General features: G+C 67.0%; 18 protein-coding genes. 8 read left to right on the top strand and 10 right to left on the bottom strand.

The window, feature by feature from the left end; all coding sequences use genetic code 11:
* Window positions 1-32 precede the first annotated feature (32 nt).
* The 4 genes from accC to aroQ are packed head-to-tail and all read right to left on the bottom strand — an operon-like array spanning window position 33 to window position 2,830.
* Complete coding sequence (accC, locus tag CLM74_RS19230; protein WP_032976444.1) at window positions 33-1,400, bottom strand: acetyl-CoA carboxylase biotin carboxylase subunit; 1,368 nt, start codon at window positions 1,398-1,400, stop codon at window positions 33-35.
* A gap of 12 nt (window positions 1,401-1,412) precedes the next feature.
* Window positions 1,413-1,904, bottom strand: a complete 492-nt coding sequence (accB, locus tag CLM74_RS19225; RefSeq protein ID WP_025878628.1) for an acetyl-CoA carboxylase biotin carboxyl carrier protein — start codon at window positions 1,902-1,904, stop codon at window positions 1,413-1,415.
* Window positions 1,905-1,958: 54 nt separating this feature from the next.
* Window positions 1,959-2,381, bottom strand: coding sequence for a lysozyme inhibitor LprI family protein (locus CLM74_RS19220; RefSeq protein WP_032976445.1), 423 nt, complete (start codon window positions 2,379-2,381; stop codon window positions 1,959-1,961).
* Window positions 2,378-2,830: a type II 3-dehydroquinate dehydratase gene (aroQ, locus tag CLM74_RS19215; RefSeq protein WP_025878630.1), complete on the bottom strand. Its 453-nt coding sequence runs from the start codon at window positions 2,828-2,830 to the stop codon at window positions 2,378-2,380. The genes CLM74_RS19220 and aroQ overlap by 4 nt, the downstream gene beginning before the upstream one ends.
* 268 nt (window positions 2,831-3,098) lie before the next feature.
* Between aroQ and CLM74_RS19210 the strand changes: the two genes are divergently transcribed.
* Together CLM74_RS19210 and CLM74_RS19205 are read left to right on the top strand one after the other, a co-directional pair.
* Complete coding sequence (locus CLM74_RS19210; protein WP_199776058.1) at window positions 3,099-4,439, top strand: acetamidase/formamidase family protein; 1,341 nt, start codon at window positions 3,099-3,101, stop codon at window positions 4,437-4,439.
* Between the two features lie 46 nt (window positions 4,440-4,485).
* Window positions 4,486-5,313 (top strand): isocitrate lyase/phosphoenolpyruvate mutase family protein, encoded by an 828-nt coding sequence (locus tag CLM74_RS19205; protein ID WP_199776057.1) that lies wholly within the window; start codon window positions 4,486-4,488, stop codon window positions 5,311-5,313.
* Between the two features lie 11 nt (window positions 5,314-5,324).
* On the opposite strand, the gene CLM74_RS19200 is transcribed toward CLM74_RS19205, so the two are convergent.
* Entirely contained in the window at window positions 5,325-5,726 is a 402-nt protein-coding gene (locus tag CLM74_RS19200) for a response regulator (protein WP_025878633.1), read from the bottom strand.
* A gap of 190 nt (window positions 5,727-5,916) precedes the next feature.
* Between CLM74_RS19200 and CLM74_RS19195 the strand changes: the two genes are divergently transcribed.
* Window positions 5,917-6,513, top strand: a complete 597-nt coding sequence (locus CLM74_RS19195; protein ID WP_025878634.1) for an NAD(P)H-dependent oxidoreductase — start codon at window positions 5,917-5,919, stop codon at window positions 6,511-6,513.
* A 9-nt stretch (window positions 6,514-6,522) separates the two neighbouring features.
* Entirely contained in the window at window positions 6,523-7,125 is a 603-nt protein-coding gene (locus CLM74_RS19190) for a TetR/AcrR family transcriptional regulator (protein ID WP_234003392.1), read from the top strand.
* Between the two features lie 19 nt (window positions 7,126-7,144).
* Here CLM74_RS19190 and CLM74_RS19185 read toward each other — a convergent pair whose 3' ends face one another.
* Together CLM74_RS19185 and CLM74_RS19180 are read right to left on the bottom strand one after the other, a co-directional pair.
* Window positions 7,145-7,678: a hypothetical protein gene (locus CLM74_RS19185; protein ID WP_099785582.1), complete on the bottom strand. Its 534-nt coding sequence runs from the start codon at window positions 7,676-7,678 to the stop codon at window positions 7,145-7,147.
* 69 nt (window positions 7,679-7,747) lie between these two features.
* Window positions 7,748-8,545, bottom strand: coding sequence for a D-alanyl-D-alanine carboxypeptidase family protein (locus CLM74_RS19180; protein WP_105164747.1), 798 nt, complete (start codon window positions 8,543-8,545; stop codon window positions 7,748-7,750).
* A gap of 84 nt (window positions 8,546-8,629) precedes the next feature.
* Between CLM74_RS19180 and CLM74_RS19175 the strand changes: the two genes are divergently transcribed.
* The gene (locus CLM74_RS19175) at window positions 8,630-9,184 is read left to right on the top strand and encodes a GIY-YIG nuclease family protein (RefSeq protein ID WP_105164746.1); all 555 of its coding nucleotides are present in this window, start codon (window positions 8,630-8,632) and stop codon (window positions 9,182-9,184) included.
* A 243-nt stretch (window positions 9,185-9,427) separates the two neighbouring features.
* The gene (locus tag CLM74_RS19165) at window positions 9,428-10,330 is read left to right on the top strand and encodes a LysR substrate-binding domain-containing protein (RefSeq protein WP_032976453.1); all 903 of its coding nucleotides are present in this window, start codon (window positions 9,428-9,430) and stop codon (window positions 10,328-10,330) included.
* A 36-nt stretch (window positions 10,331-10,366) separates the two neighbouring features.
* Here CLM74_RS19165 and CLM74_RS19160 read toward each other — a convergent pair whose 3' ends face one another.
* A complete protein-coding gene (locus tag CLM74_RS19160) occupies window positions 10,367-11,083 on the bottom strand; it encodes a transporter substrate-binding domain-containing protein (RefSeq protein ID WP_105164744.1) in 717 nt (238 codons plus the stop codon).
* Window positions 11,084-11,196: 113 nt separating this feature from the next.
* On the opposite strand from CLM74_RS19160, the gene CLM74_RS19155 reads away from it, so the two are divergent.
* Window positions 11,197-11,568: a VOC family protein gene (locus tag CLM74_RS19155; protein ID WP_105164743.1), complete on the top strand. Its 372-nt coding sequence runs from the start codon at window positions 11,197-11,199 to the stop codon at window positions 11,566-11,568.
* 32 nt (window positions 11,569-11,600) lie between these two features.
* On the opposite strand, the gene CLM74_RS19150 is transcribed toward CLM74_RS19155, so the two are convergent.
* Window positions 11,601-12,434, bottom strand: coding sequence for an arylamine N-acetyltransferase (locus CLM74_RS19150; RefSeq protein ID WP_088101518.1), 834 nt, complete (start codon window positions 12,432-12,434; stop codon window positions 11,601-11,603).
* A 202-nt stretch (window positions 12,435-12,636) separates the two neighbouring features.
* Here CLM74_RS19150 and CLM74_RS19145 point away from each other — a divergent pair, with 202 nt between their 5' ends.
* Window positions 12,637-15,174, top strand: coding sequence for a methyl-accepting chemotaxis protein (locus CLM74_RS19145; RefSeq protein ID WP_105164742.1), 2,538 nt, complete (start codon window positions 12,637-12,639; stop codon window positions 15,172-15,174).
* An 86-nt stretch (window positions 15,175-15,260) separates the two neighbouring features.
* Here CLM74_RS19145 and CLM74_RS19140 read toward each other — a convergent pair whose 3' ends face one another.
* Window positions 15,261-17,786: a sulfite reductase flavoprotein subunit alpha gene (locus CLM74_RS19140; RefSeq protein ID WP_105164741.1), complete on the bottom strand. Its 2,526-nt coding sequence runs from the start codon at window positions 17,784-17,786 to the stop codon at window positions 15,261-15,263.
* Window positions 17,787-18,531: the final 745 nt, after the last annotated feature.

Here is an 18,531-nt window from a genome sequence, read left to right as displayed (position 1 = left end):
CCCTTTTCATGTGCAGCGACTGCAGTTGCCGATCAGGTCAACGCGATTGGCTTGCTCTTGCGCTCGGCAAGGCGCTTTTCCAGGTAATGGATGTTCTGGCCACCGGCCTGAAAGCCCTTGTCACGCATGATCCGCTGCTGCAGGGCGATGTTGGTCTTGATGCCATCGACCACCATCTCGCTCAGCGCCACCCGCATGCGGGCAATGGCGGTCTCGCGGTCCGGACCGTGCACGATCAGCTTGCCGATCATCGAGTCGTAGTTCGACGGCACGCGGTAGCCACTGTAGATGTGGGTATCGACGCGCACGCCGGGGCCACCCGGTGCGTGGAAGCCGGTGATGGTGCCCGGGCTCGGCACGAAGGTTTCGGCGTCTTCGGCGTTGATGCGGCACTCGATCGCGTGACCGGTCAGCACCACATCGCTCTGCTTGATCGACAGCTTCTGGCCGGCAGCGATCTTCAGCTGCTCGGCGACCAGGTCGATACCGGTGACCATCTCGGTGACCGGATGTTCCACCTGGATGCGGGTGTTCATTTCGATGAAGTAGAAGCGGCCGTCTTCGTAAAGGAACTCGAAGGTGCCGGCGCCGCGGTAGCCGATGCGGATGCAGGCTTCCACGCACACCTTGCCGATCTGCTCGCGCTGCTCGGCGGTGATGCCCGGTGCCGGCGCTTCCTCGACCACCTTCTGGTGACGACGCTGCATCGAGCAGTCGCGCTCGCCGAGATGGATGGCGTTGCCCTGGCCGTCGGCCAGCACCTGGATCTCCACGTGGCGCGGGTTCTCCAGGAACTTCTCCATGTAGACCTCGCCATTACCGAACGCGGCCTTGGCCTCGCTCTTGGTGGTTTCGATGGAGGTTTTCAGGGAAGCTTCGGCGTGCACCACGCGCATGCCGCGGCCACCGCCGCCGCCGGCCGCCTTGATGATGACCGGGTAGCCGATCTCACGGGCGATCTTGGTGTTGGCGACGATGTCGTCGCCCAGCGGGCCGCCCGAACCGGGCACGCACGGCACACCGGCCGACTTCATGGCACGGATCGCTTCGACCTTGTCGCCCATCAGGCGGATGGTGTCTGCCTTCGGGCCGATGAAGATGAAGCCGGACTCTTCCACGCGCTCGGCGAAGTTGGCGTTCTCGGACAGGAAGCCATAACCGGGGTGGATGGCCTGGGCGTCAGTGACCTCGGCCGCGGCGATCAACGCCGGGATGTTGAGGTAGCTTTCCGCCGACGGCGCCGGACCGATGCAGACCGATTCATCGGCCATGGCCACGTGCTTGAGATTGCGGTCGACCGTGGAGTGCACGGCCACCGTGCGGATGCCCAGGGTGTTGCACGCGCGCAGGATGCGCAGCGCGATTTCCCCTCGGTTGGCGATGACGACTTTGTCGAGCATGGCAGCCGCCCCTTAGCCGATCACGAACAGCGGCTGGTCGAATTCCACCGGCTGGCCGTTCTCGCCGAGGATGGCGACGATGGTGCCCGACGCATCGGCTTCGATCGGGTTGAACATCTTCATCGCTTCGATGATGGCCAGGGTCTCGCCGGCCTTGACCTGCTGGCCGATGCTGACGAACGCCGGCTTGTCCGGTGCGGACGAGGCATAGAAGGTGCCGACCATCGGCGAGCGCAGCACGTGGCCTTCCGGCAGCGCGTTGCCCGGCTTGGCGGTGCCGCCGGTGGAGGCTTCGGTCGGCGATTGCATCGGCATGGCCGGGGTGGCCGGCTGGGCGGCGGCCGGAGCGGCCATCATCATCTGCGGCGGGGCCTGCATCATGCCGTAGCCGGACACCGGAGCGCGCGACAGGCGCACCGACTCTTCGCCTTCCTTGATTTCGATTTCAGCCAGGTTCGACTCTTCCAGCAGGTCGATCAGCTTCTTGATTTTGCGGAGATCCATGGTGGCCTCTTTGCTCTTTGATGTCAGTGTGGTGGGAAGCGCGTTGCGCTCGGGTCAAAGCAGTTCGTAGAAGTCGCGCAGCTGCCGGGTACGGTCGCGCGCGAGGGTGATCAGGCAGCGCATCTGTGCGCCATTGCGCGCGGTGCCGTCGGAGTTGAGGGCGTACACCGCTTGGCAGTCGTGGTCGCGCAGCTGCATCCATGCGCGCTGGGCCAGCACCAGTTCCTGTTCGGCGTTGCCGCAGTAGCTGCAGGTGCCGCCGTTGGCCGGCGTGCGCAGCTGCCTGCGTGCCTGGGCGTAGACGGTGTTGAGTTCGACGTCGGCGGCCGCTGCCACGTCCGAGGCGCACAGGTCGCTCTCCATCGTGGTGGTCGGATGCGCGCAGTCGATGCCCTCGTCCTTGCGGTCGAACGCGCTGGCAGCGCCGCACAGGCCGGCCCACAGCACAACGCTGGCGAGGACGCGCGACAGGCTCATGATGCGGCGGCAGCCTGCACGCGCGCCAATGCCGCGTCCATCGCATAGCGGTAGCTGTCGGCACCGAAGCCACACACCACGCCCACCGCCTTGTCGCTGAAATAGCTGTGCTGGCGGAAGGGCTCGCGGGTATGCGGGTTGGACAGGTGGATCTCGATGAACGGCACCGCCACCGCCGCCAGCGCATCGCGCAGGGCAACCGAGGTATGGGTGAAGGCGGCCGGGTTGATCAGGATGAAGGCGGTTCCGTCGGTGCGTGCGGCCTGTACACGATCCACCAGGACGTGCTCGGCGTTGGACTGCAGGCTCTCCAGCGCATGACCTGCGGCAGCGGCCTGGGCGGCCAGCGCCTGGTCGATGTCGGCCAGCGTGGTGTGGCCGTAGACCTCCGGCTCGCGGCTGCCGAGCAGGTTGAGGTTGGGGCCATGCAGGACCAGCAGCTTCGCCATGGGATCCGATTGACGGGAAAGGGCGGCAGTCTGGCGGAAGCTGAGGATGCTGTCCAGTTCGGCGAAATTAGTGGTGTTTAAAGCGATTGTTTGAAAAGGCCGTGCGCCGCATGTCTGCTCACTATAGACAGTGGAAACTGCGCGTGCCGACCATCCCTCAGCCCCGGAGACCGCAGCCGGACCGCATTACGTTCGACACTGCGGAGGTTGCCAGGGTGTTCCTACACTGGGTCAACCCGCCATGTCGGCGCTCCTGGATGCTCGCGCCGTGCCCACCCCCATGCGATTGCCTGCAGTGCTGCTGGCGCTGCTGCCCTTGAATGCGCTGGCTGCCGAACAATGGATCGTTGCCACCGACCTGTGGGGCAACAGGAACTACCAGACCCTGCAGGTGGACGTGCAGGACGGGCGTATCGCCGGCCGTCTGGACGCCGACCCGGTCACCGGCACCCTGGGTGCCGGGCAGATGGTATTCACCGCAACCGACGGCCAGGGTCAGCGCTACCAGTTCGACGGGCGCATTGACGGGGCGCGGATGCAGGGACAGAGCGATCAGCCGGACACCAACAACCGCGAGGCGCGTGCCGTCCACGCCTTCAGCGCCTGGAAAGTACCGGCGCGGGTTTCGACCGCACCTCAGCACCATGTGTTCACGCCGACGGACTACTCCAATACGTTCAGCGCCGACCGTGCGCCGGTGCTGGTGATCTGGCCGGGGGACTCGGTGCAGACCCGTACGCTGGACTCCGGCGGCGTGGACGAGAAGGGCGTCACCCGCGCGCTGTTCGGCAATCCACAGGTCGGGCCGTTTTTCGTGGTCGGCGCCGAACCCGGCGACACGCTGGCGATCACGCTCACCTCGTTGAAGCTCAACCGTGACTACGCCGACAGCCTGGATGGCCTGGTGGGACGCTTGAAGACGCCGCGGGTGGCGGCCGAAGCCACTGGGCTGGGCAAGCCGGTGCGCTGGCAGCTGGACCGCAGCAGGGGCGTCGCCCGTCCGCAGGGCGCAGGTGGTGGCCTGCGGCATTTCGAAGTGCCGGTGAAGCCGATGCTCGGCGGCCTGGCGCTGGCGCCGGGCTTCGGCTACCCGCCGTTTTCAACCGGCGATACCAGTGACTTCGGCGGCAACATGGACTTCAACGCCGTGGTCGAAGGCAATACGGTCTACCTGCCCGTGCAGCAGCCTGGTGCCCTGATGTACCTGGGTGATGGCCATGCGCTCCAGGGCGATGGCGAAACCACGCAGTGGGCGCTGGAGACATCGCTGGATGTGGTGGTGAAGGTCGAGCTGCTGAAGCAGCATGCGATCGCAACGCCGCGGGTGGAATCGGCAACGCAGATCATGACCCTGGGCCAGGACGGCTCCAGCGATGATGCGCTGCGCACCGCCACCTCGGGCATGCTGCAGTGGCTGCGCCAGGCCTATGGGTTGACACTGTCCGAGGCGACCCAGGTGCTGGGCGTGGCGGTGCAGTACCAGGTGGCCAATCTGGCCGGGCGCAGTGTGGGCGTGGCGGCGAAGCTGGACAAGGCACTGTTGCAGGGGCTGCAGTTGCAGACGACAACGCAGCCGGGCCGCGCCGCCGTGAAGCCCGCTGCCAGGTGACCACTGCGCGGGCAGCAGCCGGGGAAGACGTATCCACCAGGAGTCTGTGATGAGTGCCGACGCCATCCGAAACCGCCGCGCTGCCTTCAGGGCGCTTCATGCCTCCGGTTGCTTCCTGCTGCCCAATCCATGGGACGTGGGCAGTGCGGTGGCGCTGGCGCGGCTGGGTGCCCAGGCACTGGCTACCACCAGTTCCGGCCATGCCTGGGCCCACGGGCAGCCTGACGGGGCGATGGGTCGCAGCGAGATCCTCGCTCATCTGCAGGCGATGGTGGCGGCGACCGATCTACCGGTGAACGCCGACTTCGAAGATGGTTTTGGCCGCAGCCCGGAGGCGGTGCACGAGAGCGTGTCGATGGCGATCGCTACCGGTGTGGCCGGCCTGTCGATCGAGGATTCCACCGGCGATGCGGACCATCCGCTGCGCAGCATCGAGGACAGCGTGGCCCGGCTGCAGGCCGCGCGCCGTGCCATCGATGAAAGCGGGCACGACGTGATGCTGGTGGGGCGCGCGGAAAACTTCTTCGTCGGGCGACCCGATCTGGACGATACATTGGCTCGCATCCGCGCCTATGCGCAGGCGGGTGCCGACTGTCTGTATGCGCCCGGCATCCGGACCGCAGAGCAGATCCGCGCCGTGGTGGAGGCCGCCGGTGGCAAGCCGGTCAACCTGCTGATCGGTGCGCCCGGCGTGATGACGCTGCAGCAGGCCGCCAGTCTGGGCGTGCGCCGGGTCAGTGTCGGCGGTGCGCTGGCCCGCAGCGCGTGGTCCGGCTTTCTCGACGCCTCCCGGCAGTTGCTTGCCAGTGGATCATTCGATGCGCTGCCGGCCACCCCGTCCGGTGCCGAGCTCAACGGGTTGTTCAAGCCGTAGGTGCGTGCAGGCTAGTGCGGCGGCGTCGGCGGGGCGGCCGTCCTGCCGAGCGCTTCGCGCACCGCGCGCTGCAGGCCCTGCACATGGAACGGTTTGGCCAGGAAGGGCGCGCGCCGATGCCTGACCGGCACCAGCTGGTCGTATACCGCTGAAGCGAAAAGGTAGGGGATGCCCAGTTCGAGCAGCCGATCGGCCACAGGGAATACCACGCCATCACGAAGTTCCACGTCCAGCACGGCGCCATCGAAGTGGCCACTGTCGAGCATGCCCAATGCCTCGAAGACGCTGTTGGCGTGGGCGATTTCGTTGCCTTCGTCGGTCAGGGCCTGTTCCATCAGATCAGCCAGATCGAGCTGGTCTTCCACAAGGAGCAGGCGGGGTAGCGGTGCGGGTCGTTCGTTGTTGCTCTGCATGGTGTGTTGTCGTGCGAATGCTGCGTTGGTCCGGCAAGCATCCGCTTACCGGCATCAAGGCCGTGGCAGCCCGGTGTGGCTGTGATGTGCACAACAGCGACAGCAGCGCGCAACAGCATTCCACCGATGGTGCTGGTGCTGGCTGCAATCGTAGTTACCATTGGTAATTAGTGAACAGCAGAGCCCCATCATGCATACCCATATTGTCGTGGCACATCCTGACCCGGCCTCGCTCACCCACGCGGTCGCCGCGCGGATCGGTGAGGCCATCGCCAACGCCGATGCCGGCAATACGGTCACCTCGGTGGATCTGATGGCCGAAGGCTTCGATCCACGTTTCAACGCCCAGGACCACGCGTTCTTCCGCAGGACCACGACGCTGCCGGCCGATGTCGCCGCCGAGCACGCCCGGCTGGATGCGGCCGATGCGCTGGTGCTGGTCTACCCGCTCTACTGGTGGTCGTTCCCGGCGCTGCTGAAGGGATGGATCGACCGCGTCTTCACCCAGGGCTGGGCCTATGACGAAGGTGCCGACGGCAAGGTGGAAAAAAAGCTGCAGCGGCTGCAGGTGCATCTGGTCGGGCTGGGCGGCGCGGGCCAGCAGATGATCGACCGGCGTGGCTATGGCGCGGCGATGAAGACCCAGATCGACCAGGGCATCTTCGACTACTGCGGGGCGCCGGTGCTGTCCTCCACGCTGCTGCTGGACGCCGACAGCGGCATGGCCGAAGCGCATCTGCAGACGGCAGTGGACATCGGACGTAAGATCGGAACCCCCGCGCCCTGACGATCTCCCTTGCCTTCCAGACCTGCCGCGCCCGAGCCCCGTCGCCGCCTGACCCGTGAACAGCGCGCCCGGCAGCTGCTGGACGCGGCGTGGGCGCTGGTTGGCGAAGAGGGCACCGATGCGCTGACCCTGGCCCGCCTGGCCGAGGCGGCCGGTGTCACCAAGCCGCTGGCCTACGACCACTTCGAAACACGCAACGGTCTGCTGGCCGCGCTGTATGCCGATTATGACCACAAGCAGACCGTGGTCTTCGATGAGCGCATCGGCAGTGCGAAGGCCCGGCTGAAGGATCGCGCGCATGCCATCGCCTCGGGCTACATCGATTGTGTGCTGTCGCAGGGCAGCGAGATCCAGGACATTCTCGCCGCGCTGGCCGGATCACCGGAACTGCGTGCGGTACGCCGTTGCTATCAGCAGGATTTCATCGACAAGTGCGCGCAGTGGCTCGGCCCGTTCGCAGCGGGTGAGGCCGTGCCGGCTACCGGGCTGTGGGCCATTCTCGGTGCCGCCGAAACCCTGTCTGAAGCGGTTGCGGCCGGTGCGGTCGAACACACGGCCGCCGAGGCCGAGCTGGAGCGCGTGATCGTCGCCATCGTCAAGCGTGGCAGCTGAATCGTGTGGGCGAAGCGGCCTAGAGTTGCTCGACGCTGACTGATGGCAGTGGCACGTCACGCGGCAGGTCCGGCAACAGCTGTCGCAGCAGCTCCGGCATTGCCTGCATGGCGGCACCATCGATGTAGCGCCACTGCGTACCACCGACCTGCCGGATGGCGACCATGAAGGTGAGGCTTTTCACAGTCTGTGCGTCGGTGGTGAATACCGTGGTCCGCGGCACGAAGCAGACTTCTTCGTCGCCGGCAGCGTAGGTGCGGGTCGGTTCGCCGACATCATCGCTGATGACCTTCAGGCCCATGTCGCCGAGTGCCTTCATCGCATCGCGCGCGGCTTTCGCATACGCCGCGTCGCCGCCGGCAAAACGCTTCACGCTCGGATGCGTGCGCTCGATCATGGCATCGGTATCGCCACGCGCGAAGGTGGAGAGCAGAGAACGCACATCCTGCTGCAGCGCGTCGGTCTCGGCAGGGCTGAGTTCGCCGGCATGGGTGATTGCAGCGGCGAACATGCAGGACAGCGCAAGCATCCAGCACAGCAGTCGTCGATCCATCGGTGGGGGTACTCCTTCGGGCGCTGGACTATAGAGCGCATTGCCCGTGGTGTCTGCCCAGCCTGCCGGTCACGCGCGTTGGGCGTCGGCCATTCCGGCGCTGGCGAAGCCTGCATCAAGCTGCGCACGCACCTGCTCATCGCGCGACGCACGGGAATCAGCGCCCAGCACCACGGTGATCAGGCGCAGTGGCAGCGCGTGCCCAGCGCACCTGCGACGGGCGGTGGCTGCCAGGCAGAAGCCTGCAGCCTGTGTGTAACCGGTCTTCAAACCATCCACGCCGTCTTCGCCCAGCAGCGCGTTCTGGTTGGCCTTGTGCAGGGTGCGGTGCACGAAGCTGCGCTGTGCGGTGATCGCCAGCAGATCGGGGTAGCGGCCAAGCACCTGCGCGGCCAATATCGCCATGTCGCGTGCGGTCGACAGATGCCCCGGGGTAGTGATGCCGGACACGGAAATGAAGTGCGTATCGTGCAGGCCCAGCGCTCGCGCGTGATCGTTCATGTGCCGCGCGAACGCCGCCTGTGATCCAGTCAGATGACGTGCCAGGGCGAGCGCTGCGTCGTTGCCGGAAACCACCATCAGGCCCTCCAGCAGTCTACCGAGGGCGATGCTTTCGCCGGGCACCAGGCCCATCCGCGTTTCATCGTCGGCCACCTCGTGCACGTCGCGCGGGTCGATGGTGATCATGTCCGACCACGAACCGCCCGACCGCGCGAGCAGGTCGTAGGCGGTGTAGGCGGTCATCAGCTTGGTCAGCGAGGCCGGTGGTCGTCGCAGATCCGCGTGCTGCTGCTGCAGGATGTCGAGCGAGACGGCACCGATCGTGATCGATGACACGGGCGAGCGAGGGGCGTGCAATGAAGACATGGTCGCGCAAGCGTAGCCGGAAGTACGCATGCCGTGGGCATTGCCTGCACATCCTGCGAATACCCGCCACGCGATCCTGTGGAAATGGATTCCGACATCCGCATCGATGGCCGCGTGTTCGCCTATGTCTTTCCCTGTGCCTGGGAGGACTACGCGAAGATCGGCTTCTCGCGCGATCCGCTGGGCCGGATCAGTGCGCTGCATCGGCGCTGGTTCGAGTTCTTCGATCTGGAAGCAGGCGCGCTGGTCGAGGCGGAATCAGAGCGGGATGCGCGTGACCTGGAACTGCAGTTGCGCCGGCCCTTCAAGCTGCATCGTGCGCCGGCACCGATGACGGTGCAGGACAAGGCCGGTGGGCACACCGAGTGGGTGCGCGGGGCCAACGCTGCATTGGCCGAGGCTGTGCAAGCGCTGGCGCAGCAGGGCTATCACACCTATCCGCTGCGGCTGTGGCTGCGGGCTGCAATGGTCCAGCGCCTGGACCGGCTGCATGACTGGGCCGCAGTGCAGGTGCCGGAAGAGGAAAGCCTGCGTTCGCCCGTCGGCGTGGCCGCACTGCGCGACGCCATCAATGCGTATCGCGCGCTCGCTATCGATCCGCAGCCGTGGTTGCCCGAGCACCTGCAGCGCGGGTGGTGACACTGCCCGGGGCGGCCGGGGTGTTGCCCGGACGGGGTGCCCGGCGTGCATCGGGCGCTGCGGCAACGGGGCTGGCCAGGCGCTGGGCCAGGGCAACGTTGGTCACATGACCCTGCAGGAACAACAGACCGCTGAAGATGTTCATGATCGTGCCTCCACTTGAGTGGAATGCACGATACGGGCAGCATGGCGGTGCAAAAAGCGACATTTCCGCAAGGTCGACTTGAGAGGAATTCAAGCCTTATGTCCCGCCCACCGCTGCATGCCCTGCAGGGCTTCGTCGCTGCCGCACGCCTGGGCAACCTGTCCCGCGCCGCCGCGTCGATGAACCTGACGGTCAGTGCGCTCAGCCATCAGATGCGCCAGCTCGAGGAACGCCTGGGCCAGCCGCTGCTGATACGGCAGGCACGCGGTGTGGCCTTGACCCTGGAAGGGCAGCGCCTGCTGGATCAGATCGGCCCTCATCTGGATGCGATCAACGAAGCCTTCCAGCCCTACGCCGCGCGACCGGAGCATGTGCTCACCCTCAGCGCCGTGCCGTCGATGGCCAGCGCCTGGCTGGTGCCACGCCTGGGCAACTTCGTGGCGGCGCATCCGCAGATCGAAATCAATCTGCAGTCGAGCGAGCGACTGATCGACTTCGACCGGCAACTGCAGTTCGACGCAGCACTGCGGCTGGGCAGCGGACAATGGCCGGGGCTGGTGGTGGAACCGTTGTTCGACGAATGGCTGCTGCCCATGGCCAGCCCGGCACTGATCGAGCGCATGGGCGGCATCGGCCACCTGCCGTTGGCACAGTGGCCGCTGCTGGGAGACCCCGACGGCGCGTGGGGTGCATGGTTCGCGCTGACCGGGCAGCGCCCGCCGGCGCGGTACGTGGCGGTGCTGGATGATTCCGAAGCCCACCATCGCGCCGCACTGGATGGCGTCGGTGTTGCGCTGGGACGGGTGACGCGGGCGCGGCTGCTGCTGGATTCCGGCCAGTTGGTTGCATTGTCGGACCGGCGCCTGAAAACCGCATGGCCGCATTGGCTGGTGTATCCCCAGCGCTCGGTGCGGCACCGTGGTTTCCTGGCCTTCCGCGAATGGTTGCACGCCCAGGCGGCCGAGCATGTGCGGCACATGCAGGCCGCAGACGCGGGGTAGCGCCACGCGGGCAGGCGCGACGCCATGGAGTGCGCGTCACCGCAACAGCGTGACTGCCTGCCCGGCACGCGCGAAGGCCTCGCCCAGCAGCGGCCCGGCCTTGATCGCCTGCACTTCCGCAAACAGCGCCTGCAACGCCGCTGCGGGTCGTGCGATGGGCGCGGCAACCGCTTGCTGGATGACGGTGAAGCGATCGGCCAGCACGCGATGGCCGGGATGTGCCTGCGCCCAGGCCAGCAGGGGCTGGCGTACGCCGGCCGCTGCATCCAGCCGCTGCTGGTCGAACAGGGTGATGGCCGCGGCCGAGGTGTCGGCACGTTCAATCGCCGCGTGCCGCAGCTCACGGCTGAGGAACAGATCGTAGGCGGCGCCGCGTCCCACCGCGATGCGCAGCCCGTTGCGATCAAGGTCTGCAACCCGTTGCGCTGGACTGTCATCGCGCACCAGATAGGTGCCTTCGATCTCCACATACGGCGCGCTGAAGGCAATGCGGTCGGCACGTGCCGGGTCCACCGCCAGGAAGGCCAGATCCCATGCATCGTCGCTCGCCGCTGCAACCACCGATGCGGCCGCGTCGTGGCAACTGAAGCGTGCCTGCACACCCAGCCGCTGTGCCAGCGCAGTGGCCAGTTCCACCGACGGCCCACGTGGTGAATTGGCGTCGCCCTGGGCCAGTACCGGGTTGCCCAGGTTGATGGCAACGCGCAGGTGGCCCATCGGGGCCAGGGCATGACGGTGATCGGCCAGGGACATGGGCGCTTCCAGTACGGTGGCAGGCTGTCCAGCATGCCAGTCGGGGCCGTATCGTGCAGTGCACAGGGCTGCGATGCTGCCTTTCATCCACCTGCACGCCGAGCACGATCACCATGAATCCCATCCTGCATGTTGAAGTTCCGGTCGCCGATCTCGAACGCGCCGTGGCGTTCTACGAGCACTGGCTGCAAGTGAGCATTGAATCGCCGATCGACCTGCATGACTGCCGGATGGCCTACCTGTCGTTCAACGACGACGCCGCAGGTGCCAGCATGGCGCTGGTGCACGGCACCGACTACGTGCCGTCGGAGCACGGCCCGCGCATCTACCTGGGCGTGGACGATGTGGACCGGAGCCTGCAGCGTGCCCTGCAGGCCGGCGCGGTGCTGTGCTTTGGCCCGGCCGTCGCCGGTGGATGGCGGGTGGCCGAGATCCGCGACAGCGAGGGCAACCGGATTGCCTTGCAGGCACCCGTCAACCCATAGCGGCAAGGACGGCAGCCGAACATGGCGCGGCGCTACACGGACGTGGCCCGTGATCGCTGCAGCCAGTCGGCGATGGCCGGATCCAACCGCGGATCGTCGGGGAGGCGCATGCCGAAGCCCTGCTGCAGCACCTCGCGCACGTCCTGCACATCACGCAGCGGGCGCTTGGCCGGCGCCTGGCCCGGGCGGTATTCGGTGTAGTTGCCGCTGCCGATGGTGCGTCGCCAATCCGGCCCGGTCAGTGATGCACGCAGCTGGCCGGGAAAGCTCGACTGCGGATGCGTGCACACGTACCAGTTGCCTACCTCGTTGTCGATCGGCGCCGGTGGCTGCAGGTCGAAGCGGTACAGCGCCCGCCAGTCATCCCCCGCCTCGGCGGCGAGCATGAAGTCGCCATCATCCAGCGTCCGCACGCGGTAACGCTCGTGCGGTGTGTCCTGCACTGCGGTTTCGTGCAGGCGCAGCGGTACGGTCGGGGTCAGGCTGCCGAAGCCGGTATCGACCAGCCAATCCTCTTCCTGCAGACGCACCCGCAGGAGCAGATGCGTACGCGCAGTCAGCTCGCCCTCGGTGGCCGACAGCAGCACCCGCGCACTCAGTGGCTGCGCATCGAAGCCCAAGGCCTGCAGCAGCGCCAGGAACGCGCCATTGAGTTCGAAGCAGTAACCGCCGCGCTGCGCGTGCAGCAGCTTGTGCTGGACGCTGTCCAGGTCGATTGCCACCGCGTCGCGCAGCAGGCTGGTCAGGGTCTCGAACGGCAGCAGGGCGTTGTGGCGCTGCTGCAGCAGGGTCAGCCCGGCCAGGGTGAGCGGGGGCGGGGCATCCAGCTGCAGGCGCTGCAGGTAGCGGGGGACGTCGATGGGCATGGCAGGCATCACGGGCGGGGGGCTCCACTGTGATACCGCAACCGGGGTTGAGGTCAAGCGCATCCCGCCGGTGTCATCCCCCGGTCGTCTGCGGCCGGTACAACAGCGACAACTGCCCGCCGCTCGTGGCAGGAATCAATCCGGGGCTAAAGTTCTGCTGCAACCAGTCGATAAAGGTGCGTCCTTCCGCCTGGAGTCTGTCATGTCGGCCGTCGTTCCCCACCTTCGGTCCCTGCGTAGCCGCGTTGCCGGGTTGCGTTCGCGTTTCCCTGGCCTGCTGCGCTGGTTGCAGCCCCATCGGCTGAGCGTCGCCGACAAGCTCAAGGCGACCCTGCTGGTCTGCAGCCTGGGCCTGGTGGCCATTGCCGCCGTCCATGCCTGGACCAGCCATGCGAGCAAGCAGGCGGCGCGCGATCAGGCCAGCTACCAGCAGGGCAGTGACCGCGTCGCTTCGCTGGCAGCGCGGGTGGCCGAGGCCCGGCGCCTGCAGACCCAGTATGCGCGAAGTTTCGACGATGCCGACCGCAGCCAGTTGCTGGCCACGCAACGGATGTTGAAGCAGGATCTGCAGGCGTTGCGTGCAATGCCGATGGATGCGGGTCGGCGCAAGGTGCTGCAGGCGATGACTGAAGCCGTCGACGCATTCTCACAGGGCATCGCCGCGTTGTTCGAGCGGGTGGATGAGATGGGGCGCGGCGACGCAGGCCTGGCCGCGCAGCTGCAGCAGTCCGCCGACGCACTGCAGGCACAGGTGGACGCGCTGGAGCGCCCTGCGCTTTCCCTGCATGTGCAGCGGATGCGGCGCCAGGAAGCGCTGCTGCTGCTCGATGGCGATTCCACCCACGCCGATCGTGCCAGCGAAGAAAAGCTGCCCTTCGATCTGGCATTGGCGGGCCTGCCAGCCGAGGTGCAGGAGCACGTGCGCACGGGCATGGAGGCCTACCAGGCCGCGCTGCTGGGCTATACCGCCGCGCGTGTCGGCCTGGACGTGGAAGCACAGTCGCTGCTCGAGACGGCGGCAGCCGTGGGCCCGGCACTGGCCGCATTCCAGCAGGCACAGACTGCGGCACTGGCCCAGGCGCAGCTTCGTCAACAGTCGGGCGCACGGATGGCCAGCGTGCTGTTTGTGGCCACTCTGCTACTGGTGGCCGGTGTGCTGATCACCAGCCTGGTGCTGGTCGTCCGCGCGGTGCGTCGACCGATCCAGGACACCCTGCGTTTCGCTGGCGATATCGCCGATGATCGGCTCGACACCACGCTGCGCGTGCACAACGCCAACGATGAGATCGGCCAGCTTGCGCAGTGCCTGGTCGACATGCAGCAACGCCTGCGTGCGCGGATCGAAACCGAGCGCGCGGTTGCGCGCGGCAATACGCGCGTGCGGCAAGCGCTGGACAGCGCGCAGACCGGCTTGATGGTGGTCGACGCGGAAGGGCAGGTGGCCTACGCCAATCCAGCGCTGCTGCAGCTGCTGGATCTTCCTGCAGAGACGTTGCTTGGCAGCGACGCGGTCCGCCTGCACCCGGTACTGGCGGGGCTGATTGGTGTCCGTCAGCGCGAAGAGCGCGAGATCGGCCACGCCGGTACCCGCTACCAGCTGATCGCCAACGCCATCGTCGAGGACGACCACTTCCTCGGCGTGGCAGTGGAATGGCGCAGCCGCGCGCTGGAGACACTGCTGGAAACCGAAGTGGCGGCACTGGTCGACGCGGCGGCGCATGGCGAGCTGCAGGGGCGCATCGTACTGGAGGGCAAGCAAGGCTTCGTGCGCACGCTGTCGACCAGCATCAATCGCCTGCTGTCCACCTTCGAGACCAACCTCGGCGATCTGCAGGCACTGCTGGCCGCACTGGCACGCGGCGACCTGAGCGTGCGCCTGGAGGGCGACCTGCAGGGCGTGTTCGCCCGCATGCGTGACGATGCCAACGCCACTGTCGCGCAGCTGGGCCACATCGTCACCCGCATCCAGCAGGCCACCGTCCGCCTGGATGTGGGGGTGGGCGAAATCGTCGCCGGCCATCACGATCTTTCCCAGCGCACGGAACAGCAGGCCGCCAACCTGGAAGAAACCGCTGCATCGATGCATGAACTGACCGATACCGTAGGCCGCAACGCCGATGCGACGGAGCGCGCCGATGGACTGGTACGTGAGGCCGCCCGGGTTGCCGAGCGCGGCGGCGCCGCGGTCGGCCAGGTGGTGGCCACCATGCAGGGCATCAGCAACGCATCGCGGCGCATCGGCGACATCATCCAGCTGATCGATGGCATCGCTTTCCAGACCAATATCCTGGCCCTCAACGCGGCAGTGGAGGCCGCGCGTGCAGGCGAGCAGGGCCGAAGCTTCGCGGTGGTGGCGGCCGAAGTGCGCTTGCTGGCCCAGCGCAGTGCCGATGCGGCCAAGCAGATCAAGGGGCTGATCGAGGATTCGGTGACGCGGGTCGACCAGGGCAGTACGCAGGCCGAGCAGGCGGGTACGACGATGGACGAGATCGTCAGCAGCGTGCAGCAGTTGGCCGGCCTGCTGGCCGGTATCCGCAGTGCCTCGCACGAACAGCATGCGGGCATTGCCCAGGTAAACCAGACCGTCGTACAGATGGAGGCCAGCACGCAGCGCAATGCGAGCCTGGTGGAAGAGGCCGGCGCGTCGACTGCGCAGATGCAGACCCAAGTGCGCGCGCTGGCCGAAGCGGTGGCCGCGTTCCGGCTGCAGCCCGAGCGCCGGGCACGGGCTGCAGCGTGATGGCCTGATCGCCTTCGCCGGGCATGGCCCGGCGCTACCGTTGAAACCCATGACGGGTAGCGCCGGGCAATGCCCGGCGAACGGATTCAATACACGTCGCGCCGGTAGCGCCCGTTCTCCAGCAGCAGTTCCACCCTTTCATCGCCCAGTGCCTCGCGCAGCACCTGGTCCACGCCTTCGGCCATGCCGTGCAGCGATCCACACACATGGATCACTGCACCCCGTGCCAACCACGCCTGCAGTTGATCTGTCGCAGCGCGCAATCGATGCTGTACGTAGCTGCCATCGTCCACATCACGCGAATAGGCCTGATCCAAGCGCAGCAGATGCCCGTCAGCCTGCCACTGGATGATCTCGTCGGCGAACAGGAAATCGTGCGCGCGCTGACGCTCGCCGAACAGCAGCCAGTGACCGTGCTCGCCCTGGTGCGCGGCTTCGCGCAGCAGGCTGCGCAGGCCGGCGATGCCCGTGCCGTTGCCGATCAGCAGCATCGGCGCGCCCGGCTGCCGATGGAAGCCCGAGTTGCGATGCACGCGGGCCGCTATCGCACCGTCCAGCGGCGCATGCAGGGCCAGCCAGCCCGAGCCCAGTCCTGCGCGGCCTGCTGCGTCGTGGACCAACCGCACCACCAGCTCCACTTCGCCATCGGCGGCGCATGAGGCGATCGAGTACTCACGCCCAGGCAGTGACGGCAGGCCCGACAACCACAGGCCTGCATCCTGCACCTGCAACGCACGGCCGGGTTCGGGCAGCACGCGTTCGCTGGCCAGTTCCAGCAGGGTCTTCGCAACGCCGTCGATCAGCTGTGGCTGCTGGGGATCCAGGCCATGCGCGCGCAGTACCGCGCTGGCATGCATCGCGTCGTGGCGGGGCGCGATGTGCAGGATGTCGCCGGCCTGCCAATCGACATCGGCCGGCGGTGCCAGGCGGATCTTCCAGATCTGGCCGCCGACGCTGCCAGCGTTGAGCAGGGTGCGGCCGAGCAGGCGCCAGCCGTGCATCACTGTGGCGGCCGGCAACACGCTGTCGTCGGTGCCGATGCCAGTCAGTGCGGTCAGCTGCAGCTGCCACTGGCGGAGCGCCACCACCGAAGCAGCATCGACGTCGATGCGGGCGAACAAGGGTTGCGCGCCCGAGCGCGTCAACCAGTCGTCGATCTGCACGCCGAATCCGCAGAACTGCGCGTACTGGTGATCACCCAGCGCGAGCATGCCGTGACGCAGCCCGGAAAGATCCGGAAGCTGTGCCAGCAACTGGCGCGCGCTGCGCCGTGCGTTGTCCGGTGGTTCGCCATCACCGAAGGTGCTGAGCACGAACAGCGCTTGCGTGGAGGCCTGCAGCTGCGTGGCAGCTACGCGCGCAAGCGGCAGTACCTGCACCGCGTGGCCGGCCGCCTGCAGCTGCGCCGCCGCACGCCAGGCCAGTTGTTCGGCCAGGCCGCTCTGGCTGGCATGCACCACCAGCCACGGCGTGCCCGCGGCATGGGGTGCTGCTGCCGGCACGGTCTGCCGCAGCGCGCGGGCGGCACGCTGGCCGCGGCGGCGGTCCAGGTACAACAGCCAGCCGGTAACGAAGAACAGGCACATGCCCAGGCTGCTGAGCATCACCACGATGCGCCCGGGCATGCCGAAGAAGCTGCCCGAGTGCAGGGCGAACATGCTGGTGGTGAGCTGGCCGCCGGCACCCTGGCGCGCGTAGGGGCGCGCGTCGAGGACCGCCCCGGTGGCCGGGTCGAGCTGCAGCAGGTCATGTGCGCGGTCGTGATGGCCGCCCCGTTGTGCGGGATCCGCCGACATCACCCGTACGTTGAGCGCTTGACCGGGCTTCTCCGGCAGGCGCAGGTCGATGAAGCCCTGGCGCACGCCGGGCAGTGCATACAGCGTGGCCTCGACCCTGTGCAGATCCAGGGGCTGATCCGTGGCGACCTTGTGCTTGGCGGGAGGCGCAACACCCAGCAGCTGGGTCAGTCCGTTGCGATACCAGTCGAACGACCACCACAACCCGGTCAGTGCGCTCATCAGGTAGATCAGCAGCACCCAGGTGCCGATCACCGAATGCAGGCTCCACAGGAAGCCCCGGCCCTTGCGCGCCCATTCCACCGCCAGCCAGCTGCGCCAGTGCCACCAGCGGCGTGGCCAGCGCAGGTACAGCCCGGACAGGGTGAAGAACAACAGCGCGATCGCACAGCTGCCGGTGATCCACGAGCCGCGTTCACCGGCGACCATGTGGCGGTGCAGGTCTTCGACGAAATCGAAGAAGGCCTGTCCACGCAGCGCGCTGAAGCGCTCGCCGCTGTAGGGGTCGAAATAGACCCAGTGGTCCTTGCCGCCGGCAAAGCGTGCCACCGACGGCCGCTGGCCGCTGGCATCCACCCGCAGGCGCTGCAGCGGCCGCTCGCTGCCTGCCTGCAGCAACGGCACCAGCTCGCTCAGGGCGAGCGGCTGCTGGTTGTCGGCATGGTGCTCGGCGATCTCGGCGAAGCCGGGATTGGCCGCGCGCAGCAGTTCATCCTCGAACGACAGGACTGCACCGCTCAGGCCCATCACGGCCAGGATGGCACCCGCGCTGATGCCCAGCAGCCAGTGCAGTTGGAAGAGGACGTTCTTGAACATCGGGATCGAGGGCCGTCGAGGCTGCCGCCCGCATCCTGCGCAACAGCAAATGAGAATTAATCTCGTAATTCTCCGGGGCGCGGGCCGCTGCGGTCAAGGAGGGTTTGCCGGCAGGGCTGCGCCCTGCACCCGCCGCAGTGCCGGCCGTTGGCCGGAAACCTCAACAGCAACAGCAACGGCAACAGCCGAAGCTGGTTTCCTGAGGGTAGGCGGGGTGGGTCCGGTTGCGGGGGACGCCGTAAACCCATCCATGGGGGCTTGGCCGCGGCTTGCTCGTGTGCGCAGTCCTGCGCACACGGCAAGGCCGGGGTTGGGCGTCCTGCCCAACCCGCCCGAGGCATGCCTCGGGCCCATGCCGCGGACACCCCCGCAACCGGACCCACCCCGCCTTCGACAGTTTTCCGCGATCTGCCGGAATGGCGTTCTGCGATGCTCTTGGTAGGTGTCGACCTTGGTCGACACGTAGATCCACGCCACGCGTGGATGCTCTTCGCTCAATTGTCGAGATATTCGATTCCTATGAAGATTCATCGCCCCGCCTTCGACAATTCCCCGCCGCTGTTGGTAGGTGTCGACCTTGGTCGACACGTAGATCCACGCCACGCGTGGATGCTCTTCGTTCAATTGTCGAGATATTCGATTCCGATGAAGATTCATCCACGCACGGGGTGGATCCATCAGACACCGGAAATCTGTCAGAGGCGGGGCGGTGTCGGAGTGCGGGGTGTCAGCCGTATGGGCCCGA

The organism is Stenotrophomonas sp. MYb57, from assembly GCF_002966815.1.
Taxonomy (GTDB): domain Bacteria; phylum Pseudomonadota; class Gammaproteobacteria; order Xanthomonadales; family Xanthomonadaceae; genus Stenotrophomonas; species Stenotrophomonas indicatrix.
This window is presented reverse-complemented; position numbering and strand designations above follow the sequence as displayed.

Excerpts from the sequence above, each read along its gene's own strand:
- CLM74_RS19165 (WP_032976453.1), top strand. The coding sequence starts at position 9,428 with ATGTCCCGCCCACCGCTGCATGCCCTGCAGGGCTTCGTCGCTGCCGCA.
- accC (WP_032976444.1), bottom strand. The coding sequence starts at position 1,400 with ATGCTCGACAAAGTCGTCATCGCCAACCGAGGGGAAATCGCGCTGCGC.
- CLM74_RS19140 (WP_105164741.1), bottom strand. The coding sequence starts at position 17,786 with ATGTTCAAGAACGTCCTCTTCCAACTGCACTGGCTGCTGGGCATCAGC.
- aroQ (WP_025878630.1), bottom strand. The coding sequence starts at position 2,830 with ATGGCGAAGCTGCTGGTCCTGCATGGCCCCAACCTCAACCTGCTCGGC.
- CLM74_RS19145 (WP_105164742.1), top strand. The coding sequence starts at position 12,637 with ATGTCGGCCGTCGTTCCCCACCTTCGGTCCCTGCGTAGCCGCGTTGCC.
- CLM74_RS19180 (WP_105164747.1), bottom strand. The coding sequence starts at position 8,545 with ATGTCTTCATTGCACGCCCCTCGCTCGCCCGTGTCATCGATCACGATC.
- CLM74_RS19160 (WP_105164744.1), bottom strand. The coding sequence starts at position 11,083 with ATGTCCCTGGCCGATCACCGTCATGCCCTGGCCCCGATGGGCCACCTG.
- CLM74_RS19150 (WP_088101518.1), bottom strand. The coding sequence starts at position 12,434 with ATGCCCATCGACGTCCCCCGCTACCTGCAGCGCCTGCAGCTGGATGCC.
- CLM74_RS19185 (WP_099785582.1), bottom strand. The coding sequence starts at position 7,678 with ATGGATCGACGACTGCTGTGCTGGATGCTTGCGCTGTCCTGCATGTTC.
- accB (WP_025878628.1), bottom strand. The coding sequence starts at position 1,904 with ATGGATCTCCGCAAAATCAAGAAGCTGATCGACCTGCTGGAAGAGTCG.
- CLM74_RS19155 (WP_105164743.1), top strand. The coding sequence starts at position 11,197 with ATGAATCCCATCCTGCATGTTGAAGTTCCGGTCGCCGATCTCGAACGC.
- CLM74_RS19175 (WP_105164746.1), top strand. The coding sequence starts at position 8,630 with ATGGATTCCGACATCCGCATCGATGGCCGCGTGTTCGCCTATGTCTTT.
- CLM74_RS19200 (WP_025878633.1), bottom strand. The coding sequence starts at position 5,726 with ATGCAGAGCAACAACGAACGACCCGCACCGCTACCCCGCCTGCTCCTT.
- CLM74_RS19220 (WP_032976445.1), bottom strand. The coding sequence starts at position 2,381 with ATGAGCCTGTCGCGCGTCCTCGCCAGCGTTGTGCTGTGGGCCGGCCTG.
- CLM74_RS19195 (WP_025878634.1), top strand. The coding sequence starts at position 5,917 with ATGCATACCCATATTGTCGTGGCACATCCTGACCCGGCCTCGCTCACC.